Here is a 25,541-nt window from a genome sequence, read left to right on the forward strand (position 1 = left end):
GAATTTGATTATGGGTAAAACAATTGGAATCGACTTAGGGACAACAAACTCTTGCGTAGCAGTGATGGAAGGTGGCGAATCGGTTGTTATACCAACACCGGAAGGCAACCGCACGACACCATCTGTGGTCGCGTTTAAAAACGGTGAGCGTCAAGTCGGTGAAGTAGCTAAGCGCCAGGCTATCACGAACCCGGATACCATTCAGTCCATCAAACGTCACATGGGCACGGAATACAAAGTAACAATCGGTGAGAAAGAATATACACCACAAGAAATCTCAGCGATTATTCTGCAGCATATCAAATCTTATTCCGAAGAATACCTTGAGGATACAGTGGATAAAGCTGTTATTACGGTTCCTGCTTACTTTAATGATGCGGAACGTCAAGCTACCAAGGACGCGGGCAAAATAGCCGGGCTGGAAGTTGAACGTATCATTAATGAACCAACAGCAGCATCGCTGGCCTATGGCATTGATAAAGAAGACCAGGATCAAACCATTCTTGTTTATGACCTTGGTGGGGGAACATTTGACGTTTCCATCCTGGATATTGGCGATGGTACGTTCGAAGTTATCGCAACAGCCGGTGACAACCGTCTTGGCGGTGATGATTTCGACGAAGTTATCATCGACCATATGGTTAAGGAATTCAAAAAAGAAAATGGCATTGATCTTTCCCAAGACAAAATGGCAAAACAGCGCTTGAAAGACGCTGCGGAGAAAGCTAAAAAAGAACTTTCCGGTGTTAGCCAGACTCAAATCTCATTGCCGTTTATTACAGCTGGGGAAAATGGTCCAATGCACTTGGAAATGAATCTCACACGTGCCAAGTTTGAGGAACTTTCATCCGACCTGGTGGAACGCACGATGGGGCCAACTCGCAAAGCCCTTCAAGATGCGGGTATGGCTGCTAAGGATATTAACAGAGTTATTCTGGTCGGCGGTTCAACACGAATTCCTGCCGTACAGGATGCGATTAAGAATAATATCGGCAAAGACCCGTCAAAAGGCGTTAATCCGGATGAAGTGGTAGCTGTTGGTGCAGCCATCCAGGCTGGTGTCCTTCAGGGCGATGTAAAAGATGTTGTTCTGCTTGATGTTACACCATTGTCACTGGGAATTGAAACGATGGGCAGTGTCACAACTAAGCTGATTGAACGTAACACAACCATTCCAACAAGCGAATCGCAAGTATTTTCCACTGCGGCTGACAATCAGACGGCTGTCGATATTCATGTCCTGCAGGGTGAGCGTGAAATGGCTTCCGACAACAAAACACTTGGCCGTTTCCAATTGACGGATATTCCGCCGGCACCGCGCGGAGTTCCACAAATTGAAGTGACTTTTGATATTGACGCCAACGGTATTGTCAACGTAAGCGCAAAAGATAAAGGCACAAACAAAGAGCAATCGATTACGATTAAATCCTCTTCAGGCCTGTCAGAGGACGAAGTGGAACAAATGGTTAAAGAAGCGGAAGAGAACGCTGAGGAAGACAAAAAACGCCGTGAAGAAGCTGACTTGCGCAATGAAGCCGATCAACTTGTTTTCACAACGGATAAAACTATTAATGACCTTGGTGACAACATCACCGAGGAAGAAAAGCAAAAAGCTGAAGAAGCAAAAGATGCATTGCAGCAAGCCATTGATGCGGATGATTTGGAACAGATCCGGGAGAAGAAAGATGCACTGCAAGAACAAGTGCAGCAGCTTTCCGTGAAAATGTATGAGCAAATGGCGCAAGAGCAGCAGGGTTCAGAAGACCAGCAGGGCGGATCTCAAGGTTCTGATGAAGACGTCGTCGATGCGGATTATAAAGAAGTTGATGACGAAGAAGATAAGGAAGATAAAAAGCAATAAACCGGTAGGACATGAAGGAAAAGTCAAAGTCAGGACTCTCTTGACTTTGACTTTTTTTCACTGAAAAAATAGCGTCTAAATCATGCTTGGTTGCTAGTAGAACACAACTAATGGTATGATAAAATGAATGCAATAGTGTCGGGAGAGTGATGCGAACGTGAGTAAACGCGATTATTATGACGTACTTGGTGTTGATCAAGATGCTTCCAAAGATGATATAAAAAAAGCTTACCGGAAACTGGCACGGAAATATCATCCCGATGTCAGTGAAGAAGAGAACGCATCTGACAAGTTTAAGGAAGCCAAAGAAGCGTATGAAGTGTTAAGCGACGAACAAAAACGTGCCCAATATGATCAGTTTGGTCATGCCGGAGCGCAAAGTCAAGGGTTTGGCGGTGCGCAGGATTTTGGTGATTTCGGTGGCTTCGGTGATATATTTGATATGTTTTTCGGAGGTGGCAGAAGACGGGATCCGAATGCACCGCAGCAGGGTGCTGATTTACAATATACGATGACATTGGACTTTGAGGAAGCCATTTTCGGCAAAGAAACCGATGTCAATATACCGACTGATGAAGAATGTGATACATGTCATGGGTCCGGTGCCAAACCCGGAACGAAAACTGAAACATGTTCTTATTGTAAAGGATCCGGCCAATTGAACATGGAACAGAACACGCCATTTGGACGTGTTGTGAACCGGCGAGTGTGCCACCATTGTGATGGAAGCGGAAAAATTATTCCGGAGAAGTGCCGTACATGCGGTGGAGCCGGTAAGGTGAAACAGAACAAATCCATTCATATTTCTATTCCTAAAGGGATTGATGAAGGTCATCAGATCCGTGTATCCGGAAAAGGTGAAGCGGGTGTCAATGGTGGCCCTCCTGGAGACTTATTTGTCGTTATTAAAGTCAGACCGCACGAATTCTTTGAACGGGATGGCGATCAAATATACTGCGAATTGCCTATAACGTTTGCTCAAGCCGCTCTTGGCGACGAAGTGGAAGTGCCGACGGTTCATGGTAAAGTCATGCTGACAATACCTGCTGGAACACAAGCAGGAAAAACCTTCAGACTTAAAGGAAAAGGGGCACCCAATGTACGCGGATACGGACATGGGGACCAGCAAGTGCAGACGAAAGTAATTACTCCAAACAATTTGACTGAACGACAAAAAGAATTGCTGCGCGAATTCAATGAAATCGGAGGCAATGAATCAACGGATGAACAAGGGTCATTGTTCCAACGTTTCAAAAACGCCTTTAAAAGCTAACGAAACGGACGACTGTGGTAACTTCTGCATGGCCCACTAAACGTGGGTTTTAGCAGAAGTTCTTTCATAGTATCTATTTAGTTATGATGAGCTCCACCATTCAAATCCCAAGCCACTATTTTTGAAGAAACGGGTGAACAACGTGATATGGTCTGAAATTTGTATTCAAACAACAAATGAAGCTATCGACCCAATCTCTAATATTTTGCATGAACATGGAACCAACGGTATTGCCATCGAGGATCCTGCTGATTTGAGTAAAGAACGGGAAACATTTTTTGGTGAGGTTTATGACTTGGATCCGGCAGATTATCCGGCTGATGGGGTTTATATCAAAGCCTATCTTTCAGAGAACACTTATCTGGATAAAACCGTGGATGCCATAAAGCGGGCGATTAACCAACTGCAGCAATACGGTATTGACCTGGGACGAAATCAAGTGACGATTAGTGACATCAATGAAGAGGATTGGGCTACGGCATGGAAAAAGTATTATAAGCCTGTTAAAATTTCCGATAAGATAACCATTATTCCGACATGGGAATCGTATCAACCTACTTCAGGGGATGAAGTAATTATCGAGTTGGATCCCGGCATGGCTTTCGGAACGGGGACCCATGCTACGACGGTCCAGAGTATACAGGCGATTGAACAATACATACGGAAACAGGATGTTGTTCTGGATGTCGGATGCGGTTCTGGCGTGCTGAGTATTGCAGCAGGACTGCTTGGAGCAGGAGACGTACATGCTTTTGACTTGGATGATGTCGCTGTGAAAAGCACAAAAATCAATGCAGAATTAAACCAAATAAATAACAAGATAACCGCGTCACAAAACCATTTGCTGCATGACGTAGCGTTACGAGCCGATATGGTTGTTGCAAATATTTTGGCGGATATCATTGTACGGTTAGCCGGTGATGCTTGGAATGTTCTGAAATCGGATGGGATTTTCATTGCGTCGGGCATTATTAAAGACAAGCAACAACTGGTGCAGGATACATTGCAAGATACAGGTTTTCGTATTCTTGAGGTGAATAAGATGGAAGACTGGATTTCCATTGTGGCTAAAAAGACTCCGAATGAAAGTGGTGCCTGATTTGCAGCGTTATTTCGTACCATCCGAAAACTGGGATGACCACAACGTTTATATTAAAGGTGATGACTTGCATCATATTAGCCGGGTTATGCGGTTCCGGACAGGCCATGACATTATCTGTAATCATCCGGATGGACAAGCGGCAATTTGTGAAATCACCGGGATGGATGAGCACCATATCAGTGCAGAGATCCGGGAATGGCTTCAGGAATCAACCGAAATGCCTATATCCGTGACCGTTGCCCAAGCGCTGGCAAAAGGTGATAAATTCGACCACGTTCTGCAAAAAGGAACAGAGCTCGGTGCATCAGCTTTTATCCCGATTCAGGCGGAACGGTCCGTCGTTCGGTGGGATGATAAGAAAGCAACCAAAAAAATGACCCGCTATTCCAGGATTGTGAAGGAAGCCAGTGAACAATGTCACCGCAATAAAGTTCCTCACCTGCATCCAGCGCAGACGATCTCGGATGTGCTGGCACAGAGTGATGATTTTGACCATAAGCTGTTTGCCTATGAAGAAGAAGCAAAAACAGACGCGTTTCAAACGTTTGCACAATCAGTGGGACGAATGACCTCAGGTGAGAGGGTGCTTTTGGTCATTGGGCCGGAAGGTGGTTTCTCACCGAAAGAGGTTGTGCTGATGAAACAGGAAGGGGTTACCCCTGTCCGTTTGGGCCCGCGCATACTAAGAACAGAAACGGCTGCCATGTATGCACTTGCAAGTATTTCCTATCATTTTGAAGAATGGGAGTGTACCTAAATGACAACAGTTGCGTTTCATACGTTGGGTTGCAAAGTGAATCAATATGAAACAGAAGGCATTTGGAACATATTTAAAGAAAACGGGTATGAACGGGTTGACTTTGATCGTCAATCGGATGTCTATGTCATTAATACGTGTACCGTTACTAATACCGGAGATAAGAAAAGTCGGCAAGTCATTCGAAAAGCCATCCGTAAAAATCCGGATGCGGTTGTTTGTGTGACGGGATGCTATGCTCAGACATCACCAGGTGAAATTATGGAAATACCGGGTGTTGATGTCATTGTTGGAACACAAAACAGAAAGAAAATGATCGATTATATTGAGGAACATAAAAAGACACGCGAACCGGTTAATGGTGTTTCCAACATTATGAGAACCCGTGTATTTGAAGAGATGGATGTACCGGCATTTACCGACCGTACGCGCGCATCTTTAAAAATTCAGGAAGGATGCAATAACTTTTGTACATTTTGTATTATTCCCTGGTCACGGGGGCTGCTGCGCTCCAGGGATCCCGAAAACGTACTGGAACAGGCGCAAAATCTGGTGAATGCCGGCTATAAAGAGATTGTGTTGACAGGTATTCATACGGCTGGGTATGGAGAAGACATGAACGATTACAATTTTGCGCGGCTTTTGCAGGACTTGGAGACAAAGGTTGATGGCCTGAAACGGATTCGGATCTCCTCAATTGAGGCAAGTCAGGTCACCGATGACGTCATCGATGTACTGGATAAGTCCGAAAAAATTGTCCGTCATCTTCATATCCCATTACAGGCTGGATCGGATAGCGTGTTGCATCGTATGCGCCGCAAATATTCCACGGACTTTTACAAACAAAAGATTGATAAAATTCGACAGGCCCTTCCGGGTCTTGCCATTACGTCGGATGTCATCGTCGGTTTTCCGGGTGAAACGGAAGAAGAGTTTTTGGAAACCTATCAATTTGTCCGTGATCTCGGATACTCGGAACTTCATGTGTTTCCATTCTCCAAACGAACCGGTACGCCTGCATCCCGTATGAATAATCAAGTCGATGACGATGTGAAAAACGAACGGGTCAATCAGATGATTGAGCTATCCAATCAGCTAGCTAAAACCTATGCCTCCCGGTATGAAAATGAGGTACTTGAAGTCATACCGGAAGAACAATCCGATGAGGATCCCAGCCTTCTGCAAGGATATACGGATAACTATTTGAAAGTTAAATTCAGTGGATCCCCTGATTTAATCGGCAGTATTGTACGCGTGAAAATAACGGAATCAGGCTATCCGTACAACAAAGGTGTTTTTGTTCGGGTCATGGATGACGCTGTCAAAACCATAACAACATCAGGATGACGGGACACATAGTCATTTGCGAAAGGGAGGTCACCCATGGACCAGGAACTGGCAGCGTATATTGATCATACGCAATTGAAACCGGAAACTAGTAAATTTACGATGAGAAACATTATTCAGGAAGCTCGTGATTACGGGTTTGCATCCGTCTGTGTAAATCCGTATTGGGTTACGTTTTGTCATGAAAACCTGAAAAACACAGATGTCAAAGTATGTACAGTCATCGGTTTCCCGCTTGGTGCAACAAGCTCGGCAACCAAAGCATTTGAAACCAGGCAGGCACTTGATAATGGGGCATCGGAAGTGGATATGGTGCTGAATATCGGTGAATTAAAAGCATCGAATGAATCTTTGGTAAAGAAAGATATGGAAGCAGTTATTGAAACGGCGGATGGAATGGCACTTACAAAAGTTATTATTGAGACATCGTTGCTGACGGATGAAGAAAAAATTCGTGCGTGTCAACTTGCCAATGCAGCGGGGGCGGATTTTGTAAAGACGTCCACTGGTTTTTCCGGAGGTGGTGCAACGGTTGACGATGTGCAGCTTATGCGCCGATCCGTCAGTGACGACATGGGTGTGAAAGCATCAGGCGGTATCCGGGACAGGAAAACTGCCTTGACAATGATTGAAGCTGGCGCAACCAGAATAGGTGCCAGCGCCAGTGTATCCATTGTTCATGAAAAAAATGGGTCGTCATCCTATTAATATGACTTATTTCCAATCATAGAACTATTTTTAAGTTGACCTTGGCATACGAATATATTATAATATGCATTAATATGTGGTGAGGTATCGCATATAGTCTTATTTTTGTTTTTGCTTCGGAGGGAGGGAAATTAGCATGTCAAATACAACTCGCGTTCGTAAAAACGAGTCTCTTGAAGATGCTCTTCGTCGCTTTAAACGCAACGTATCCAAAAGCGGTACATTGCAGGAATACCGTAAGCGTGAACATTATGAAAAGCCAAGCGAGCGACGTAAGAAAAAGTCTGAGGCTGCCAGGAAACGCAAGTAAAAAAGAAGGTGCAGGCATATGCCGCTAGTTGAACAGTTGAATGAGGACATGAAACATGCAATGAAGAACAAAGAAAAAGAAAAACTTGCTGTCATACGAATGATAAAAGCTTCATTGCAAAATGAAACCATTAAACTTGGTAAGAATAATCTTTCTGAAGACGAAGAGTTGACGGTTCTTTCAAAAGAATTGAAACAAAGGAAGGATTCCCTCCAGGAATTTGAATCAGCCGGACGCGATGATCTTGTCAGCAAGATTAATACGGAAATTCATGTAATAGAATCTTATATGCCATCTCAGCTCACTGATGAAGAGCTTGAGGAGATGGTTACATCAACCATTCAGGAAGTTAATGCATCTTCCAAAAAAGATATGGGAACAGTGATGAATACCATTATGCCCAAAGTAAAGGGCAGAGCTGACGGTGCGCGGATTAATAAACTTGTTCAAAAACATCTGAATGCCTGAGTAAGAGGCCCTGTCAAACTGGCAGGGCCTCTTTTCCATATGAGATGGTTTTAAAGAAGATATTCATTGTATATTCGGTCACATATTTTAACGAGCAGAAGAGATGGATTGGCAAGGGGGTTGGCGTGTGAGACGCTACATCATTTGTATAATGGCTTTTATGATAATAGGTATTTTTGTCTTTGGCTCTGTTTCAACTGCTCAAACAGGTGCGAAGAGTGGCAATGGCGATCTTGTATATATAATACCTATTGAAAAAGAAGTGGAAATGGGGCTAAAATCATTTCTCCAGCGCACAACTAGTGAAGCGGAAGAAAATGGTGCCGATCATATTATATTTGAAATTGATACGCCGGGAGGGGCTGTTGCGGCTGCTGAACAAATAGGAGAACTTATGCAGGGACTTAAGACAGAAACAACAGCCTATATCGTCAACAGAGCGCTTTCAGCCGGCTCTTACATCGCGCTCAATGCCGATCAAATCTATATGAGGCCAAATGCGACAATGGGAGCAAGTGGTGTGATTAATCAGGATGGAACGGCCGCGAATAAGAAAGCACAGTCGGCTTGGCTGTCGGCCATGAAAAGTGCTGCGCAATCCAAAGGAAGGAATCCAAGGTATGCGGCTGCCATGGCCGATCCGAGCATTAAACTCCCGAAATATGATGCGGGGAAAGGGAAATTTCTCACTCTTGGACCAAGAAACGCCAAAGAAGTCGGTTATTCGCTTGGCACGGTTGAAAATCGGAAATCGCTTCTGAAAAAGTTGGGATTAAGCGATGCTGAACGTGTTGAAAAAAGCCTGACTGTTTCGGAACATATTGCACGCTTTATCACAAATCCGGTTGTTGTCCCCATTCTTTTATCAATAGCTAGTCTTGGACTTATTACCGAATTGTTTTCACCAGGTTTTGGAATTCCGGGGGGGATAGGAATAGCCGCTTTGGTTCTGTTTTTTTACGGTCATGCTATTGCCGGACTGGCAGGAATGGAAGAAATCGTTTTATTGATTATCGGTATCGGCTTGATTGTTGCTGAATTCTTTCTGCCTGGGGGGATAGCAGGGCTCCTTGGATCAGGGGCCATAGTCTGGTCTCTGCTTCTTTCCGGTCAGGATTTGAGTTATATGGTAATGAGTATTAGCATTGCTTTTATTATCACGTTTATTGCTGCTATGATAATGATTAAGAAGATGGGAATGCGCAAAGGATTTTTTCGATATCTCATCCTTGAAGACCAGACATCATCGGAAAAGGGGTATGTGTCATCAGAAAGTCGACGGGACCTCATTGGTCTTGAAGGCAAAACGATTACCCCTTTGCGCCCGGCAGGTACTGCAGTGTTTCAGGATGAACGTTTGGATGTCGTAACGGAGGGGGGATATATCGGAAAGGATAAACGTGTCAACGTGATACGCGTCGAAGGTGTTCGTGTTGTCGTAAGAGAAGCGGAATAAGTATTATAGATAGGAGGAATCGATATGGAATTGGAATGGATGCCAATTATCATAGCATTAATCATTCTGATCGCATTGGCCATATTATTTACTTTCATACCGGTGATGCTATGGATCAGTGCGCTGGCGGCGGGTGTTAAAGTAGGAATTTTCACCCTTGTTGGAATGCGTTTGCGACGGGTTATACCGTCCAGAGTGATTAATCCGTTAATCAAGGCGCATAAAGCCGGATTGGATGTAACAACGAATGAATTGGAAAGTCATTATTTGGCGGGGGGTAATGTTGACCGAGTGGTAAACGCTTTAATTGCCGCCCAGCGAGCGAATATTGAATTGTCATTTGAGCGTACGGCAGCCATTGATTTGGCCGGACGTGATGTGCTTGATGCCGTTCAAATGAGTGTTAATCCCAAAGTGATTGAAACACCATTTATAGCTGGTATTGCGATGGACGGGATTGAAGTGAAAGCAAAAGCGCGTATCACCGTCCGGGCCAATATTGACCGTTTAGTCGGCGGTGCCGGTGAAGATACGGTTATTGCCCGTGTCGGCGAAGGTGTTGTCAGCACCATCGGAAGCTCACAAGCTCATACGAAAGTTTTGGAAAATCCGGATGCTATTTCGCATAATGTTCTTGGCAGTGGGTTGGACGCCGGAACAGCATTTGAGATTTTGTCCATTGATATTGCCGATGTGGATGTTGGCAAGAACATTGGTGCTACGCTGCAGACAGATCAAGCAGAAGCGGATAAGAATATTGCACAGGCGAAAGCAGAAGAGCGGCGTGCGATGGCTGTCGCTCAGGAACAGGAAATGGATGCCCGCGTTTCTGAAATGCGCGCAAAAGTTGTAGAAGCAGAAGCAGATGTGCCGCGCGCGTTGGCTGAAGCATTGCGATCAGGCAACATGGGTGTTATGGACTATATGAACTATAAGAATATCAATGCTGATACAGACATGCGTGACACCATCGGGAAATTGACCGAAGATCAGGATAATGAAGATAATCAGGATGACAAATAAGACATCACTATCTTTGAGCAAGGAGGGATATAGTGGAAATAATTCTAGTTATCCTTGCCATCATAGGAGCAATATCCGGCCTTTTTAAAGACCGGTCTGAATCCAGCGATCCCATTCCGAAACAAAATGATCGCACGCAGGAAACAGCGCCAAAAACTATGAACGATACCGACACGGATACTAATACTGACAACGACAGCCAGTCAACGGTTTCACCTGTTTCGATTGAAGAAATGCAACAGCAGCAGCGTGAGGACCTGGAGAAACGTATGAATCATGCCGAGACTGTTAATGAAGACACGGAACAGCGCCATGATGCAAATCTTAGTCATCATCCAAGACAGCCGGCCAATGATACGTCGGTTGAACGGCAAAGATTGAAAAAGCGTATGGTGACTAATTTGAACCGGAATGGTTTAGTCAATGGCGTCGTCATGTCGGAAGTGCTTGGCCAGCCGCGGGCACTTAAACCTTACCGCAGTATAATTGCCCAGCGGAAAAAATAAACCAATACGATTTTTAACGGTATATAGTTGCAGCACCATTATCGAGCATACCAAACGGTTGCTTGATAATGGTGTTTTTTTGTTCTTATTTCACAGACAAAATCATAAATATGGTGATGAGAGGGGGCTGCATCCGTGAGGAAATGGCAACAACAGATCGCTCCATGGCTTACCAAATATTTTTCACTTCCTTCTGACGCCATGATGGAACTTCCAAGGATTACCATTATTGGCGAATTGCATGTTTATATTGAGAATCATCAGGGATTGGCTGTGTATTCAGAAAATGAACTGACGTTAAAGACCAATAAAGGTTATGTACAAATAACGGGCTCATCATTTGTGCTGAAAATGATGCTCCCTGAAGAAATATTGCTGGAAGGAACAATTAAGGAAGTAACGTTCATCGCCGAATAACATTTGTCTGGGGGAAGATGGCATGAAACATATACAAGGTTCCTTCATCACTGGATCCGTTACTGTCCGGGTTGAGGGGTTGCGTCCGGAATTATTTTTTCAACAATGCACAAACAAAGGTATCGCTGTCTGGAATATTACAAAGAAATCGGACGATGTTTGCACCGGAAATATCAAATTGCAGGATGTTTCCGGATTACGAAAATTAAAACGAGGGACAAACTATAAACTGACATTTACGAAAAAGCGGGGGATCCCATTTCTCACGGGAAAGTTCTTCAGAAAAAAAGAACTCGTACTCGCTCTTTCCCTCAGTATACTGCTTATTTTTTGTCTTTCAAATATCATATGGGATGTCCGTATCACCAATGTCCCCAAAGATCTGGAGAAAAAAATAAGCGAACAGCTTGATGAATATGGTATTCGTCGCGGTTCATGGACATTTACGTTGGATTCGCCGAGCGATGTTCAACAACGATTAATGAATGATATTCCTGAATTGTTGTGGATTGGTGTGCAACAAAAAGGGACAACCTATGTGCTCGAAGGGGTGGAAAAAACGATTGTGGAAGAGGAGGAAGAACATGTTGATGGACCAAGAAATTTGATTGCAACCAAAAAAGGTGTCATTGAAAAAATGTATGTTTCCAAGGGACAACCCAAAGTTCGCGTCAATGACTACGTGAGTAAAGGCGATGTTCTTGTATCGGGCAAATTGCCGTTATCCGATGAAGAAGCCGCTGAAACGGATGATGACGAGGAAGATAAGGAAAAGAAGCATGAATTAACAAAAGCTGAGGGTGAAGTCATTGCAAAGACGTGGTATGAAACAGACGTAACGGTCCCTCTAAAAGCTAGTACGGAATTGCTGACGGGTGAACGGAAAACAAAATATCATTTAAAAATCGGCTCGTTTCAGTTGCCGATTTGGGGATTTGGCGATTCGAACTATAAAAACATTCACCGCGATAACACCGTAAAGGATTTATATTTTTTCAAATGGAAGCTGCCCTTAAATTTAAAAGAAACCATTATAAGTGAGAAAAAACAAAAAGCGAAAGAACGTAGTGTGGAGGAGGCGGTGGATATCGGAATCAAACAAGCGAAAAAAGAACTTCAATTAAAACTTGGTCCGGAGGCAAAAATTAAATCCGAAAATATTTTGCAACAATCCACCGAGAATGGTAAAGTAAAATTAATCTTGTATATGGTTGCTGAAGAAGATATTGTCAGACAGGAACCAATTGACCAAGGAGATTGATTATGGCCGAAAACTTGAAAACCATCGAGCTTCAACTTGCAAATTCCAATGAAGCACTAGCTTTATTCGGAACAAATGATAAGCACTTAAAACAGCTTGAACACTTACTGGATGTGTCCATCATAACAAGAGGAGAAGATGTGAGTGTTTCAGGCGCAAACGAAAACATTGCACTTGTGGAAGATATCCTGTTGACAGTACTGCCTATTATACAGAAAGGCATCGATATAACAGAACGGGATATCGTTTATGCTGTTGATTTAGCTAAAAAAGGCAAAATAAATCAGTTTGAAACATTATTTGAAGATGAAATAACGAAAAATGCGAAAGGAAAATCCATTCGTGTTAAGACACTGGGGCAAAAGCGCTATATCGCTGCCATGAAAACAAATGACCTTGTGTTCGGGATTGGACCGGCCGGAACCGGAAAAACGTATCTTGCGGTAGTTATGGCTATCCGTTCCTTAAAAAAAGGAGAAGTAAAGCGTGTGGTTTTAACACGTCCGGCCGTGGAAGCAGGAGAAAGCCTTGGGTTTTTGCCGGGAGACTTAAAGGAAAAAGTTGATCCCTATTTGCGTCCACTATATGATGCATTGCATGATGTACTGGGAACTGAGCATACGATGCGTCTGATCGAACGTGATACCATCGAAATTGCACCGCTTGCCTATATGCGGGGGCGAACACTTGACGATGCTTATGTCATTTTGGATGAGGCGCAAAATACGACGTCGGAACAGATGAAAATGTTTTTGACCCGTCTCGGTTTTGGATCGAAAATGATTATTACCGGGGACATTACCCAAGTTGATCTTCCAAATGGTGTTCGGTCCGGATTACGTGTAGCTGGCGACATCTTGGCATCAGTGGAAGGCATATCATTTATTTATTTAAATCAAACGGATGTTGTCCGGCACCCATTGGTTCAAAAAATTATTGATGCTTATGACGGAACGGAATGAGCTGCCGGTTTGGTATAAATGTGATCCATGTGGTTCATAAGCTGTAATATCAGCATACCGGCTCCAACAGAACTTCCGGAACATATATCCTTATGAAGGAGGCAGCATCATGCATATAGACTTTCAGGATGAAACACAGTCCGTCCACGCCGATAATATTGATCTGTTGCAGCGTCTTTTAACGTTCACAGCGGAAAAAGAGGTCATTGCCAGTGGCGCGGAGGTTTCTGTTATATTTGTGAACGATAAAGATATCCGTGAAATCAACCGAAATTATCGTCAACAGGACAAACCGACCGATGTCATTTCGTTTGCGATGCAGGAAACATCAGAGGATGAGACGGCTATTGTTGGTGCTGATTTACCGCTTATGCTCGGTGATATCGTTATTTCTATTGATAGAGCGAGGGAGCAAGCGGAGGAGTACGAGCATTCATTGGAAAGGGAACTTGGGTTTCTGACGGTGCATGGTTTTCTTCATTTGCTCGGTTATGATCATATGAACGATGATGATGAGGCACGCATGTTCTCAAAACAGGATTGGGTGCTAGGTGCGTTTGGCCTTGAACGATAACTCTAAAAAAAGAAGGATTGGCTTTGTTTATGCTTGGCAGGGCCTGAAAACAGCAATCAGAACAGAACGGAATTTCAGACTTCATGTGGTTGCTGCTTTCCTTGTCATAGCCACTGGCTGTGCTTTCCGGTTGGAAGCCCTTCAGTGGTCAATTTTGATGCTTGCCTCGGGAATGGTGTTGACTGCTGAGCTGATTAACACAGCTGTTGAAAAAATGATGGATCACCTGACCCCTGAATTCCACCCTTGTACGAAAGTCGTTAAAGATATGGCAGCAGCTGCTGTGCTTGTATCAGCCGTCTTTGCAGCTGCTGCCGGACTGTTTATCTTTCTCCCAGAACTATATGCACGAATAACTTAAGCCTTCCACTTGTGAAGGCTATTGCTTCAACCATTATTTGTCACTTCCTGTCGAAATAATGGTTGTTTTTAAAGGTTTTGTCCATACACATGAAATGGACAAGCTTTTATAGTATGATAAAACATAAGCAGATGCTTCGGAGGCAATAAATCATGCATAACACATTTAAATCAGGATTTATAGCAATTATTGGCAGGCCGAATACAGGAAAATCGACTTTTTTGAATTACGTGATCGGTCAAAAGATTGCCATTATGAGTGAAAAGCGACAGACGACCCGAAACAGGATTCAAGGTGTGATGACCAATGCGGATTCCCAACTCGTTTTTATTGATACACCAGGCATTCATAAACCGAAGCACCGTTTAGGAGACTTCATGGTGAAATCGGCTGAAGATACGTTGAATGAAGTAGACGCTATCCTGTTTATGGTAAATGCTGAAGAAGGATATGGAAAGGGCGATCAGTATATTATGGATCTTCTGCAAAAAGTTAATCGCCCAGTTTTTCTTGTTATCAATAAAATCGATCGTGTCCACCCGGATGAACTCCTTCCGTTCATAGATACGTACAGGGACAAGTATCACTTTGAAGCTATTTTTCCTATCTCGGCATTATACGGGAATAATGTCACCCATTTGATTGAAGAGCTGCAAAGTCATATGCCGGAAGGACCGCAATACTATCCCGATGACTATGTGACAGATCACCCGGAACGATTTATTATAAGCGAATTAATCCGCGAAAAAGTTCTGCAGCTGACATCAGAAGAGGTGCCTCATTCCATTGCCGTTGTTATTGAAAATTTGGAAGAGCGGGACTCCGGAGCCGTCTTTGTTCAAGCATCGATTATGACTGAACGGAAGACACAAAAAGGAATTATTATCGGAAACCAGGGAACCATGCTGAAAAACATCGGCCAAAGAGCCCGGGAAGATATCGAAGCACTGCTCGGATCCAAAGTTTATCTGGATCTGTGGGTAAAAGTTCAGAAAGACTGGCGTAACAGGCAATCGCAGCTTCAGGAACTCGGCTATCGCAGTGACGAATATTAGACTTGGTAAATTTTAATACTTATGGTTTCACCATGCATGGAAAACATAATACTGCAAGACGCTATCAACATGTAAAAGAAAGGCGGGTTTCTTGTGATCGACTTTACGTGGAAGATATTCAGTCAAACGGGAAATATTGAAACCTATTTATTGATGAAAGAACTGGAGAAACATCATTCCATTGCAAATAAGGCCGATCAGCAGGAAAAATCGAAAACATCGTCGGATATTTAAGATGGTCGGTATAGTCCATAGAAGGTGAACGATTTGCTTGAAAAAATGCAGGGTATTGTCATAAAGACACAAGATTATGGAGAAACGCATAAAATTGTCACATTGTTTAGCAATAAATGGGGGAAGATCGCTGCTATTGCCCGAGGCGCTAAAAAACCTAAAAGCCGAATGGCTGCTGTTACGCAGCCATTCATTAATGGTGAGTTTTTCATCTATGTCAACTCAGGATTGAGCACCATACAGCAAGGCGAGGTCCTGGACTCCAACAGGTGGATCCGTGAAGATATCATCAAAACGGCTTATGCTTCCTATGTTGCTGAATTGACGGATAAGTTAACGGATTCCCGACTCCCTGACCTGAATCTTTATAACCAGTTGCAAGGGACATTGAATTGGATAGGAGAACAGGACGATATGGATGTTCCCATTATGATGTATGAATTAAAACTATTTGCCAGAGCTGGCATTACCCCAGTTCTTGACAAATGCGTGCTTTGCGGTGAGGAAACAGGGCCATTTGCTTTTTCCATTGCGGAAGGTGGTTTTCTCTGTGAGCAATGTCAATATAATGACCGACAAACGTTTCCGCTTTCTCTCAAACAGACACAATTATTGCGACTATTTGCAGGAGTGGAATTGGAACGGGTTGGAACCATTTCTGTCAAAGACGAAAACAAACAGTGGCTCCGTAAACTCATCGATGCGTATTATGATGCTCATGGTGGGTACTATTTGAAATCAAAACGGTTTCTTCGGCAAATGGATCAATTGCGTTAGCACGGCGTTCTTGACAAACCAGACACTTTACGGTTATATTTTATACATAATGAAATGATACGCGCAAGGCGGGAGAATAGTACTTATTGAATCCTGTTACGAGCGAGTCCGGGGATGGTGCAAGCCGGATAACAGGCCTTTAAGGAATGGCGCTCCCAAGCGATTATGTGAAAGTGGCTCTTATCAAAAGGGCAAATAGGGTGGAACCGCGGATTGAACCCGTCCCTATGCCGTCGTATCGGCATAGGGACGGGTATTTATATGCACAGGAAGTGGAGGAAAAACTATGACCATACAGGAAGTCATTTTAACACTACAAAAACATTGGTCGGATCAGAATTGCGTCCTTATGCAAGCGTATGATGTTGAAAAAGGCGCCGGTACCATGTCACCGATGACGCTTTTACGCAGTTTGGGACCCGAACCGTGGAATGTCGCTTATGTAGAGCCATCAAGACGACCGGCGGATGGCCGCTACGGTCAAAACCCGAACCGCCTCTATCAACATCATCAATTCCAGGTTATTATGAAGCCATCACCGGACAATATACAGGATTTGTATCTGGATTCATTGAAAGCATTAGGGATCGATCCACTGCATCATGATATTCGTTTTGTAGAAGATAATTGGGAAAATCCAACCTTGGGGGCTTCAGGACTTGGTTGGGAAGTGTGGCTGGACGGAATGGAGATAACGCAATTCACCTACTTTCAGCAAATAGGTGGACTGGAGGCAAGTCCGGTTTCTGTCGAGCTCACCTATGGAATTGAACGGATAGCATCGTTTATTCAAGATAAGGAGAATGTCTTTGACCTGGAATGGACAGACGGTGTTACGTTCAATGACATCTTTTTTCAGCCGGAGTACGAACACTCCAAGTATACATTTGAAGAATCCGACACAGATATGTTGTTTGATTTATTTGCCAAATACGAAAAAGAAGCAGCATCTGCGATGGAAAAAGGGCTTGTTTTTCCGGCGTATGATTATGTGTTGAAATGCTCTCATACATTTAATTTGCTTGATGCCAAAGGCGTTATTTCTGTCACCGAGCGAACAGGCTATATTTCCAGAATACGCAGTCTGGCACGAAGCATTTCCAAGGAATATGTAAAAGAGCGGGAACGGCTAGGTTTTCCCATGCTGAAAGAGGAGGCAGAATGATGGCTGAAGATATATTGGTGGAAATTGGACTGGAAGAACTACCGGCACGATTTATTGATGATGCGGAAAAGCAATTTCTACAAAAGTCGCAACGATGGCTTGACGAACAGCGTATTGCCTATGATTCCATTACATCATTTTCAACACCGCGCAGGCTGGCTGTCATGGTAAACGGAGCCAGTGACTCCCAGACATCGATTCGGGAAGAGGTGAAAGGACCGTCAGAAAAGATTGCCAAAGATGAGAATGGTGACTGGACGAAAGCAGCTATTGGTTTTTCCAAAGGACAAGGAAAAACGGTTGATGACATCTATACAAAAGATGTCAATGGATCCAATTATATTTTTGTTGAAAAACAGATCATCGGTAAAGAAACACGGGATTTGTTGCCAGCGTTCAAAGATATTATAGAGTCGATTTCGTTCCCGAAAAACATGCGCTGGGCGGAGCAATCACTGCGTTATGCGCGTCCTGTCCGCTGGCTCGTGGCGCTCTTTGGTCGTGACGTTATTCCATTTGAAGTGGCGGATGTTCATACAGGTAACCATACATACGGTCACCGTTTCCTTGGCAACGACATAACATTGACATCCCCTACCGAATATGAGAAAGCTTTGCAGGAACAGTACGTTATTGCAAATCCGCAAAAGCGCCAACAGTTAATTGCCAACGGGATGACACAGCTTGAGTCAGATCATGGATTTCATATTCCGGAAGATGACGAACTGCTGCAGGAAGTGCGCAATCTGGTGGAGTACCCGACTGTTTTCACTGGTTCGTTTGATAACAATTATTTAAAGCTGCCGGAAGATGTGCTTATCACATCCATGAAGGAGCATCAGCGTTATTTCCCTGTCAAAGATAGCAATGGAGACCTGCTTCCATATTTTATAAGTGTGCGAAACGGCGATGATTATAAACTTGACACGGTAAGAAAAGGAAATGAAAAAGTGCTCCAGGCACGATTATCCGATGCGCAATTCTTTTTTGAAGAAGATCAAAAACAATCCATTGATTACTACTTAAACAAATTGGAACGCATTGTTTTCCAGGAGAAATTAGGAACTATTGGTGACAAAGTAAGACGCGTGCGGAAAATAACCGAACAGCTGTCACAGAGGCTCGCATTGGATGAACAGACACAAGCCAATGCCCTCAGAGCTGCCGACATCTGTAAATTTGATTTGCCGACACATATGGTCGATGAATTTTCCAATCTGCAGGGAATCATCGGAGAAACGTATGCGCGGAATGCCGGCGAAAACGAATCTGTAGCTAAAGCCATAGCGGACCATTATCTTCCTTCTCAAGCTGATGGAAAGTTGCCGGATACACTTGAAGGAGCCATGGTCAGCGTGGCGGATAAGCTGGACACGGTTGTCGGTTGTATGGAAGCAGGGCTGATACCCAGTGGGTCGCATGATCCATACGGTTTAAGACGGCAGGCTACAGGCTTGTTACGAATACTGCATGAACGGCATTGGGATATAACCGTTGAATCGTTACTGGAATTGGGGCAAAAGCTCTACCTGGATATTGGTATGGAACAAGTCGACCATGAAAAAGCAGCGTCAGAGCTGGATCAGTTCTTGAAACAGCGTGCTGCTTATCTGTTGCAAAACGTTGCATCCGGGCAGGATATCACCCAAGCTTTGTTGCATGATGATATCGGGGTGATGCCTTATACGATGGCCAAAGCGAAAGAATTATCATGGCAACGGAACAATTCAGCATTCACACCTGTTCATGAAGCCCTTGTCCGTACTCTTAATTTAGCCGGGAAAACCAATCGACAAAATGTGGATCCGGATGTTTTCCAAACAGCCTCTGAAAGCGACCTGTTCGCAGTACTTCAACAAGCTGAAAACATGTTTGCGTCTGCAAATTCTCGGCAAAATGCTCATCAGGCGTTACAAGAATTGGCACGACTCGCACAACCCATACATGCTTTCTTTGAACACAATATGGTCATGTCCGATGATGCGATTATTCGTGACAACCGTTTGTCCCTCGTAAACCGTATAGCTGCTTTGGTCTACAGTTATGCGGATCTGTCGGCAATTGAATGGAAACAGCAGTTTGAATCAGTATGACCAGCCTTTTCCTTTTCACCATGAATAGGCTATAATATTAATGAGTAGTATGACATATTGAAAGCACGGGTGGTGAATAAGGTGGAATTATCCAATCGACAGGAACAAATTATTGAAATCGTCAAAGAAAATGGTCCAATCACCGGGGAACATATAGCAGAGCGACTGCATCTGACACGAGCTACATTGCGTCCGGATTTGGCCATATTGACCATGGCAGGTTTTTTGGAGGCACGCCCCCGCGTGGGATATTTTTACACAGGCAAGACCGGAACCGAATTATTGACCGAAAAGATCAAACAATTCAAGGTGCATGAATATCAATCCGTTCCAATCGTCGTGAAAGAAGAAGCTTCCGTTTATGATGCTATATCCACAATGTTTCTTGAAGATGTAGGAACATTATTTGTCGTGAATGCACAAGCGGGCCTAACCGGTGTTTTGTCCCGGAAAGATTTGCTCCGGGCCAGTATCGGCAATCAGGAATTGGACGCGATTCCGGTTCATATCATTATGTCTAGAATGCCAAACATCACCATCTGTTACCGAGATGATTTAATAATTGATGCCGCCAAAAAACTGATTAATAATCAAATTGACGGATTGCCAGTAGTCAAGGAAACAGATAATGGAAAAGAGATTGTCGGAAGGATTACTAAAACAACGATTACCAAAGCGTTTGTGGAATTAATTATGGATGAGCATTAATAAGAGAGGAGCATATCCATGGATGATAAGCCACTTATTTACGTCCTGTCTGATTCGGTCGGCGAAACAGCAGAACTGGTTATAAAAGCAGGATTAAGCCAATTTAATAATGGGAACTATCGCGTGCAACGAGTTCCTTATGTGGATGATAGAAAAACCATTGATGATGCATTGCAGCTGGCAATGGAAGAACAGGCGCTCATTGGTTTTACGCTTGTCGATCCGGAACTGCGGACGTATCTGAATGAACAAGCTGCCGTTAAAAATCTAGAAGCGATTGATATTATGGGCCCGATGCTTAATGCCATGGAACGGGTTTTTCATCGGAATCCGCATATGCAGCCGGGTCTTGTTCATAAATTGGATGAAGATTACTTCAGACGTGTGGAAGCCATTGAGTTTGCAGTAAAATATGATGATGGCAGGGATCCACGTGGGATTGCCCGGGCCGACCTTATTCTCATCGGTGTTTCTCGTACATCCAAAACGCCATTGTCGCAACATTTGGCGCTTAAGCGATTGAAAGTCGCCAATGTTCCGATTGTTCCAGAAGTTGCCCCTCCGGAAGAATTGTTTAACGTTAACCCTGATAAATGCATCGGTCTGCGGATAAATGCTGAAAAATTAAATGATATACGGAAGGAAAGACTGAAAGCATTAGGACTGGACGATCACGCTACTTACGCAAACATGGAACGAATTCATCAGGAAATTGACTATTTCGATGATGTTGTACAAAAGATCGGCTGTAACGTTATTGATGTTTCCCATAAAGCAGTGGAGGAAACAGCTAATACTATTATGCGCATGATGAAATAATGTTGGTGAAAACATTCTGTTCGAAGCAGAATGTTTTCATTTGTTATTAACAATAAAAGAGTTTTTTACTGGTTTTTTTAAGTTGTTTGTATTATAATAGTTGTTTCTGTAAATATATATAATAAAGTGGTGTTACAAAGGGGCAATCACAAAAATGATTAAAACAATAAATCGTGACATTCATGCAGGAAAAACACGTCCGTTGTCGAATATATCTTGTACAAGATGTTAGAGGAGTATGTTTATCGAGGTGATTCAAGAGGTACAATAGTATATGTGTGGTAAATGATTGTTCTTTTTTTGTAAAACACTGTTTTGGTTTGGAAGGATTTTTTCTCGAGGTGATTAAAAAACTTGTCGAAATATGGAGGATTTTTATCTTCCATATCGAAATATGAAACATGGTGGTCCAAATGGCTGATCAACAATTTGATGAAGCAATCGAACAGGTGCGCACGTCTCATGATATTGTTGATATCATCGGAGAATATATTCAGCTGAAAAAACAGGGACGGAATTATTTTGGACTTTGTCCGTTCCATGGTGAAAAGACCCCCTCGTTTTCGGTGACACAGGATAAACAGATTTTCCATTGCTTCGGCTGCGGAAAAGGCGGAAACGTTATAACATTTGTCATGGAGATGGAAGGTTATACATTTTACGAAGCTTTGCAATTTCTCGCAGATAAGAGTGGAACAGATCTACCGGAGTCGTTTGGGCAAAAAGAGTCATCCGTATCTTCGGAAAACCAGCAAATACTTGCTGCCTCTGAATGGGTTGTGAAACTTTATCATCATTTGCTGCGTTTTACAAAAGATGGGAAAAAAGGTTATCAATACTTGAAAGACCGCGGAATAACAGATGAGACGATTGACGCATTCCAACTTGGCTTTGCGCCGGAAGCAAAGGATTTCACGGCTTCATTTCTTGATAAGAAGGGCTTTCATCAGCAGACGCTCATTAAATCAGGTCTCTTATCACAGCGTGATGATAACGGTGTGAGCGATCGATTCCGGGGAAGGGTCATTTTTCCAATCCGCAACCATCTGGGCAAGCCTATCGCTTTTGGAGGCCGGACATTAACGAATCAGGAGCCCAAGTATTTGAACAGTCCTGAAAGCGAACTATTTCAGAAAGGTCGGATGCTTTACAATTTTGATCTCGCCAAAAAACATATACGCAAGCAGGGAGAGGCCATTCTATTTGAAGGGTATATGGATGTCATTTCCGCTTACCAAGCTGGTGTCCAGCATGGTGTTGCAACACTGGGGACCTCGCTAACGGAAACACAGGCGCGACTTCTCAAGCGCTATGTTGACACGGTCATTATTTGCTATGACGCGGATGAGTCAGGCCATGATGCGACATACAAGGCCGCGGGGACACTGCAAAAGGCCGGATGTTCTGTGAAAGTCGCCAACTTAACGGACAACATGGACCCGGATCATTATATTGCAGAATTCGGCGGGGAATCCTTTTGGAATGATGTTATCACGTCCAGCCTAACATTTACAAGTTTTTACATGCGGTATCTTAAAAAAGACTTTAATCTTACTTTGGAAGGTGACCGCATAAACTATATAGAAAAGGTTCTCGAGCATCTCGCCATGATTGACAGTGCGGTGGAACGGGAATATTATTTGAAAGAGCTGAGCAATGACTATGATATTTCCATGGAGTCACTGACACAACAAATTCAATTCCATCGGCAGCAGAAACGGCTTGGCGGGGATAAAAGCAATAAGAACAGTCATACTAATCATGCACCCGGGATTCAACAGTCGAAAAGGCTATTGCCCGCTTTTCATAATGCGGAACGGCATCTGCTTGCATATATGTTGCAAGACCTGTCCATCATTGATAGAGTGCAGGAGGAAATAGGTGCATCCTTTACCATTGATGAGCATAAGATTATTGCTACGCACTTGTATGCTTTTTATGAGGAAAATAATGAAGCAGATGTAAGCAAATTTATCGAGATGGTGAATGACGACCAGGTTAAGAAGCTAGTTACAGAGCTTGCTATGATTTCTGTCCAAGACCATATGACGGATGATGTCATAAATGATTATATACGAATCATCCAAGCTGAAAATCATAAAAAACAAAACATCTATTCATTAAAAGAAGAACAAAAAATGGCTGAACAGCAAAACAATCCCATTAAAGCGGCTGAAATTGCTAAGCGAATTATGGATATGGAGAAACAACGGAAGAATATAAATTGAATGGAGTTGGAAGGAGGGGGACTCATGGCTGAAAACAAACCTTCACAAACAAAAGAGAATAATAACAATAATAATGAGCTTACACTTGACCAAGCAAAAGAACAATTGCTTGAAATGGGCAAAAAACGTGGTGTTTTGGCTTATGAAGAAGTTGCTGAGCGTCTGTCCAGTTTCGCTATTGAATCGGAACAGATGGATGAATTTTATGAGTACCTGACAGATCAGGGTGTAGAAGTAATTGGGGACTCTGAGGAAGACCCAAAAATGCAGGAAATCGCAAAAGAAGAAGAGTTCGACCTGAATGATCTGAGTGTTCCTCTCGGTATTAAGATAAACGATCCTGTTCGCATGTATTTGAAAGAAATCGGTCGAGTGGATTTATTGTCCGCTGCTGAGGAGATCGATCTTGCCCACCGGATTGAAAATGGTGAAGAAGAAGCGAAGCGACGTTTGTCGGAATCCAATTTACGCTTGGTTGTCAGTATTGCTAAACGGTATGTCGGGCGCGGCATGTTATTCCTTGATCTGATTCAGGAAGGCAATATGGGCTTAATAAAAGCGGTGGAAAAATTTGATTACCGCAAAGGATTTAAGTTCAGTACGTATGCCACATGGTGGATTCGTCAAGCCATCACGCGCGCTATTGCGGATCAAGCACGGACTATCCGCATACCCGTGCACATGGTGGAAACCATTAATAAGCTAATCAGAGTGCAGCGTCAGCTTCTTCAGGATTATGGACGCGAGCCAACACCTGAAGAAATCGGTGAAGAAATGGAGTTGCCACCGGATAAAGTAAGAGAAATTCTTAAAATTGCACAAGAACCGGTTTCTCTTGAAACGCCGATCGGTGAAGAAGACGATTCCCATCTTGGTGACTTTATTGAAGATCAAGAGGCTGTTTCACCGTCCGATCACGCATCTTATGAGTTGTTGAAAGAACAGTTGGAAAATGTTCTCGATACACTGACAGATCGTGAAGAAAATGTATTGCGCCTGCGGTTTGGCCTTGACGATGGACGGACACGAACATTGGAAGAGGTTGGAACAGTGTTTGGTGTGACCCGGGAACGTATTCGTCAAATTGAAGCAAAGGCACTCAGAAAGCTGAGACATCCTAGCCGCAGTAAACGATTGAAAGATTTTCTCGAATAGTATGTGTGCAGTCATTGAGCACCATTTTTTTGTGTGCAATGACTGTTCATACATATACAATCGGTTGAGATCTTATAGACCACTTCAATATAAATATCGTAACATAAAAAATGTCATAGTTCGATGATTGACCTTATAAAGTCAAACATCGTTTTTGTGAGGGTCTCCCTTCCTTCCCTTTGGAATGCTTGGATAATTGCGGAATGTAAGACGATATGCGACTGGACAAAGATAGTTACAATGGCGACATAGTTGTATTGTCAAGGGCGTGGCGTATGATTGCTAAAATGTTTTGTTTCCTGACCTCCTCTGTGGATTGATCCAACGTTTGTAAGCGGGAGTATGACAGGTTCGTTCGGTAATGTATGATAAACATGGTTGTTTTATAAATGTCACATCTTTTCCTTTAAAGTTAATAGCTTTTCAAGTAAAATAAAAGTATCGTCAACTTTTATCATAAAAGGGAATACATAAGGAGGAACAGCTATGAAGAAAAATCCAATCATGGCCTATGGTTTAATCGCCGGTCTCGGCATTGTTTTAGTTATTATTGTGTCGGTTGTCGGACTTAATCAGCAGCAAGCTAAGGATGAGCAAAATGGCGAGGAAAAACAAGGAGAGGAACAACAGCAGGACGAGTCCCAGGATAACGGTTCTGGTGGCGGCGGTGAAACAACTGCCAACGGTGAAGAAATTTTCAAGAGTAATTGTGCGTCCTGTCATGGAAGCGATTTGTCCGGTGGCATGGGGCCTTCCTTGAAAACCGTCGGCAATAAATATTCCAAAGATGAAATTAAGCAAGTTATTAAAGACGGCTTTCCTGACGCCGGGATGCAGCCGGGAATTGTTAAAGGCAAAGAGGCTGATGCTGTAGCTGAATTTCTTTCCAAACAAAAATAAGAGTGATTATGCCAGCGCAGG

The 25,541-nt window shown here is 43.3% G+C and carries 26 protein-coding genes; all 26 read left to right on the forward strand.

Features of this window, described 5'->3' with window-relative positions:
- The first annotated feature begins 10 nt into the window (after nucleotides 1-10).
- Nucleotides 11-1,861 (forward strand): molecular chaperone DnaK, encoded by a 1,851-nt coding sequence (gene dnaK, locus ABDZ72_RS10260; RefSeq protein ID WP_343752755.1) that lies wholly within the window; start codon nucleotides 11-13, stop codon nucleotides 1,859-1,861.
- 157 nt (nucleotides 1,862-2,018) lie between these two features.
- A complete protein-coding gene (gene dnaJ / locus ABDZ72_RS10265; RefSeq protein ID WP_343752757.1) occupies nucleotides 2,019-3,134 on the forward strand; it encodes a molecular chaperone DnaJ in 1,116 nt (371 codons plus the stop codon).
- A 142-nt stretch (nucleotides 3,135-3,276) separates the two neighbouring features.
- Nucleotides 3,277-4,233 carry a 50S ribosomal protein L11 methyltransferase gene (gene prmA / locus ABDZ72_RS10270; protein WP_343752759.1) on the forward strand — a complete coding sequence of 319 codons (957 nt, stop codon included), beginning with the start codon at nucleotides 3,277-3,279 and terminating at the stop codon, nucleotides 4,231-4,233.
- A complete protein-coding gene (locus ABDZ72_RS10275) occupies nucleotides 4,226-4,993 on the forward strand; it encodes a 16S rRNA (uracil(1498)-N(3))-methyltransferase (protein WP_343753716.1) in 768 nt (255 codons plus the stop codon). The genes prmA and ABDZ72_RS10275 overlap by 8 nt, the downstream gene beginning before the upstream one ends.
- Nucleotides 4,994-6,340, forward strand: a complete 1,347-nt coding sequence (gene mtaB, locus ABDZ72_RS10280) for a tRNA (N(6)-L-threonylcarbamoyladenosine(37)-C(2))-methylthiotransferase MtaB (protein ID WP_343752761.1) — start codon at nucleotides 4,994-4,996, stop codon at nucleotides 6,338-6,340.
- 36 nt (nucleotides 6,341-6,376) lie between these two features.
- Nucleotides 6,377-7,048 carry a deoxyribose-phosphate aldolase gene (gene deoC / locus ABDZ72_RS10285; RefSeq protein WP_343752763.1) on the forward strand — a complete coding sequence of 224 codons (672 nt, stop codon included), beginning with the start codon at nucleotides 6,377-6,379 and terminating at the stop codon, nucleotides 7,046-7,048.
- A gap of 136 nt (nucleotides 7,049-7,184) precedes the next feature.
- A complete protein-coding gene (gene rpsU, locus ABDZ72_RS10290; protein WP_188631227.1) occupies nucleotides 7,185-7,358 on the forward strand; it encodes a 30S ribosomal protein S21 in 174 nt (57 codons plus the stop codon).
- 18 nt (nucleotides 7,359-7,376) lie between these two features.
- Nucleotides 7,377-7,826 carry a GatB/YqeY domain-containing protein gene (locus ABDZ72_RS10295; protein WP_343752767.1) on the forward strand — a complete coding sequence of 150 codons (450 nt, stop codon included), beginning with the start codon at nucleotides 7,377-7,379 and terminating at the stop codon, nucleotides 7,824-7,826.
- Between the two features lie 151 nt (nucleotides 7,827-7,977).
- Nucleotides 7,978-9,282 carry an NfeD family protein gene (locus ABDZ72_RS10300; protein WP_425542382.1) on the forward strand — a complete coding sequence of 435 codons (1,305 nt, stop codon included), beginning with the start codon at nucleotides 7,978-7,980 and terminating at the stop codon, nucleotides 9,280-9,282.
- A 24-nt stretch (nucleotides 9,283-9,306) separates the two neighbouring features.
- Nucleotides 9,307-10,305, forward strand: coding sequence for a flotillin-like protein FloA (floA, locus tag ABDZ72_RS10305; protein ID WP_343752769.1), 999 nt, complete (start codon nucleotides 9,307-9,309; stop codon nucleotides 10,303-10,305).
- 32 nt (nucleotides 10,306-10,337) lie between these two features.
- Nucleotides 10,338-10,811 carry a hypothetical protein gene (locus ABDZ72_RS10310; protein WP_343752771.1) on the forward strand — a complete coding sequence of 158 codons (474 nt, stop codon included), beginning with the start codon at nucleotides 10,338-10,340 and terminating at the stop codon, nucleotides 10,809-10,811.
- 135 nt (nucleotides 10,812-10,946) lie between these two features.
- Nucleotides 10,947-11,228 carry a sporulation protein YqfC gene (gene yqfC / locus ABDZ72_RS10315; protein ID WP_343752773.1) on the forward strand — a complete coding sequence of 94 codons (282 nt, stop codon included), beginning with the start codon at nucleotides 10,947-10,949 and terminating at the stop codon, nucleotides 11,226-11,228.
- Nucleotides 11,229-11,250: 22 nt separating this feature from the next.
- A complete protein-coding gene (yqfD, locus tag ABDZ72_RS10320) occupies nucleotides 11,251-12,489 on the forward strand; it encodes a sporulation protein YqfD (protein WP_343752775.1) in 1,239 nt (412 codons plus the stop codon).
- A gap of 2 nt (nucleotides 12,490-12,491) precedes the next feature.
- Nucleotides 12,492-13,451, forward strand: coding sequence for a PhoH family protein (locus ABDZ72_RS10325; protein ID WP_343752777.1), 960 nt, complete (start codon nucleotides 12,492-12,494; stop codon nucleotides 13,449-13,451).
- A 109-nt stretch (nucleotides 13,452-13,560) separates the two neighbouring features.
- Nucleotides 13,561-14,025 carry an rRNA maturation RNase YbeY gene (gene ybeY / locus ABDZ72_RS10330; protein ID WP_343752779.1) on the forward strand — a complete coding sequence of 155 codons (465 nt, stop codon included), beginning with the start codon at nucleotides 13,561-13,563 and terminating at the stop codon, nucleotides 14,023-14,025.
- Complete coding sequence (locus ABDZ72_RS10335) at nucleotides 14,015-14,386, forward strand: diacylglycerol kinase family protein (protein WP_343752781.1); 372 nt, start codon at nucleotides 14,015-14,017, stop codon at nucleotides 14,384-14,386. The genes ybeY and ABDZ72_RS10335 overlap by 11 nt, the downstream gene beginning before the upstream one ends.
- Nucleotides 14,387-14,538: 152 nt before the next feature.
- On the forward strand, nucleotides 14,539-15,441 hold the full coding sequence (gene era, locus ABDZ72_RS10340; protein WP_343752783.1) for a GTPase Era: 903 nt from the start codon (nucleotides 14,539-14,541) through the stop codon (nucleotides 15,439-15,441).
- Between the two features lie 93 nt (nucleotides 15,442-15,534).
- Nucleotides 15,535-15,675: a YqzL family protein gene (locus ABDZ72_RS10345; RefSeq protein ID WP_343752785.1), complete on the forward strand. Its 141-nt coding sequence runs from the start codon at nucleotides 15,535-15,537 to the stop codon at nucleotides 15,673-15,675.
- 24 nt (nucleotides 15,676-15,699) lie between these two features.
- The gene (gene recO / locus ABDZ72_RS10350; protein WP_343752787.1) at nucleotides 15,700-16,452 is read left to right on the forward strand and encodes a DNA repair protein RecO; all 753 of its coding nucleotides are present in this window, start codon (nucleotides 15,700-15,702) and stop codon (nucleotides 16,450-16,452) included.
- Nucleotides 16,453-16,738: 286 nt separating this feature from the next.
- The gene (glyQ, locus tag ABDZ72_RS10355) at nucleotides 16,739-17,617 is read left to right on the forward strand and encodes a glycine--tRNA ligase subunit alpha (RefSeq protein WP_343752789.1); all 879 of its coding nucleotides are present in this window, start codon (nucleotides 16,739-16,741) and stop codon (nucleotides 17,615-17,617) included.
- A complete protein-coding gene (gene glyS / locus ABDZ72_RS10360; RefSeq protein WP_343752791.1) occupies nucleotides 17,617-19,710 on the forward strand; it encodes a glycine--tRNA ligase subunit beta in 2,094 nt (697 codons plus the stop codon). Before glyQ ends, glyS begins: the two co-directional genes overlap by 1 nt.
- A gap of 81 nt (nucleotides 19,711-19,791) precedes the next feature.
- Entirely contained in the window at nucleotides 19,792-20,418 is a 627-nt protein-coding gene (ccpN, locus tag ABDZ72_RS10365) for a transcriptional regulator CcpN (RefSeq protein ID WP_343752793.1), read from the forward strand.
- A gap of 18 nt (nucleotides 20,419-20,436) precedes the next feature.
- Nucleotides 20,437-21,237: a pyruvate, water dikinase regulatory protein gene (locus ABDZ72_RS10370; protein WP_343752795.1), complete on the forward strand. Its 801-nt coding sequence runs from the start codon at nucleotides 20,437-20,439 to the stop codon at nucleotides 21,235-21,237.
- 413 nt (nucleotides 21,238-21,650) lie between these two features.
- Nucleotides 21,651-23,465, forward strand: coding sequence for a DNA primase (gene dnaG / locus ABDZ72_RS10375; RefSeq protein WP_343752797.1), 1,815 nt, complete (start codon nucleotides 21,651-21,653; stop codon nucleotides 23,463-23,465).
- Between the two features lie 24 nt (nucleotides 23,466-23,489).
- Nucleotides 23,490-24,620, forward strand: coding sequence for an RNA polymerase sigma factor RpoD (gene rpoD / locus ABDZ72_RS10380; RefSeq protein WP_343752799.1), 1,131 nt, complete (start codon nucleotides 23,490-23,492; stop codon nucleotides 24,618-24,620).
- 486 nt (nucleotides 24,621-25,106) lie between these two features.
- Nucleotides 25,107-25,520 carry a c-type cytochrome gene (locus ABDZ72_RS10385; protein WP_343752801.1) on the forward strand — a complete coding sequence of 138 codons (414 nt, stop codon included), beginning with the start codon at nucleotides 25,107-25,109 and terminating at the stop codon, nucleotides 25,518-25,520.
- Nucleotides 25,521-25,541: the final 21 nt, after the last annotated feature.

Origin of the sequence: Lentibacillus halophilus (genome assembly GCF_039522485.1) — a bacterium.
GTDB classification, from domain to species: Bacteria; Bacillota; Bacilli; order Bacillales; family Amphibacillaceae; genus Lentibacillus; species Lentibacillus halophilus.

Excerpts from the sequence above, each read along its gene's own strand:
- deoC (WP_343752763.1), top strand. The coding sequence starts at position 6,377 with ATGGACCAGGAACTGGCAGCGTATATTGATCATACGCAATTGAAACCG.
- ABDZ72_RS10385 (WP_343752801.1), top strand. The coding sequence starts at position 25,107 with ATGAAGAAAAATCCAATCATGGCCTATGGTTTAATCGCCGGTCTCGGC.
- glyQ (WP_343752789.1), top strand. The coding sequence starts at position 16,739 with ATGACCATACAGGAAGTCATTTTAACACTACAAAAACATTGGTCGGAT.
- ybeY (WP_343752779.1), top strand. The coding sequence starts at position 13,561 with ATGCATATAGACTTTCAGGATGAAACACAGTCCGTCCACGCCGATAAT.
- ABDZ72_RS10300 (WP_425542382.1), top strand. The coding sequence starts at position 7,978 with ATGGCTTTTATGATAATAGGTATTTTTGTCTTTGGCTCTGTTTCAACT.
- dnaK (WP_343752755.1), top strand. The coding sequence starts at position 11 with ATGGGTAAAACAATTGGAATCGACTTAGGGACAACAAACTCTTGCGTA.
- ABDZ72_RS10295 (WP_343752767.1), top strand. The coding sequence starts at position 7,377 with ATGCCGCTAGTTGAACAGTTGAATGAGGACATGAAACATGCAATGAAG.
- mtaB (WP_343752761.1), top strand. The coding sequence starts at position 4,994 with ATGACAACAGTTGCGTTTCATACGTTGGGTTGCAAAGTGAATCAATAT.
- yqfD (WP_343752775.1), top strand. The coding sequence starts at position 11,251 with ATGAAACATATACAAGGTTCCTTCATCACTGGATCCGTTACTGTCCGG.
- glyS (WP_343752791.1), top strand. The coding sequence starts at position 17,617 with ATGGCTGAAGATATATTGGTGGAAATTGGACTGGAAGAACTACCGGCA.
- rpoD (WP_343752799.1), top strand. The coding sequence starts at position 23,490 with ATGGCTGAAAACAAACCTTCACAAACAAAAGAGAATAATAACAATAAT.
- ABDZ72_RS10370 (WP_343752795.1), top strand. The coding sequence starts at position 20,437 with ATGGATGATAAGCCACTTATTTACGTCCTGTCTGATTCGGTCGGCGAA.
- ABDZ72_RS10325 (WP_343752777.1), top strand. The coding sequence starts at position 12,492 with ATGGCCGAAAACTTGAAAACCATCGAGCTTCAACTTGCAAATTCCAAT.
- era (WP_343752783.1), top strand. The coding sequence starts at position 14,539 with ATGCATAACACATTTAAATCAGGATTTATAGCAATTATTGGCAGGCCG.
- rpsU (WP_188631227.1), top strand. The coding sequence starts at position 7,185 with ATGTCAAATACAACTCGCGTTCGTAAAAACGAGTCTCTTGAAGATGCT.
- dnaG (WP_343752797.1), top strand. The coding sequence starts at position 21,651 with ATGGCTGATCAACAATTTGATGAAGCAATCGAACAGGTGCGCACGTCT.
- floA (WP_343752769.1), top strand. The coding sequence starts at position 9,307 with ATGGAATTGGAATGGATGCCAATTATCATAGCATTAATCATTCTGATC.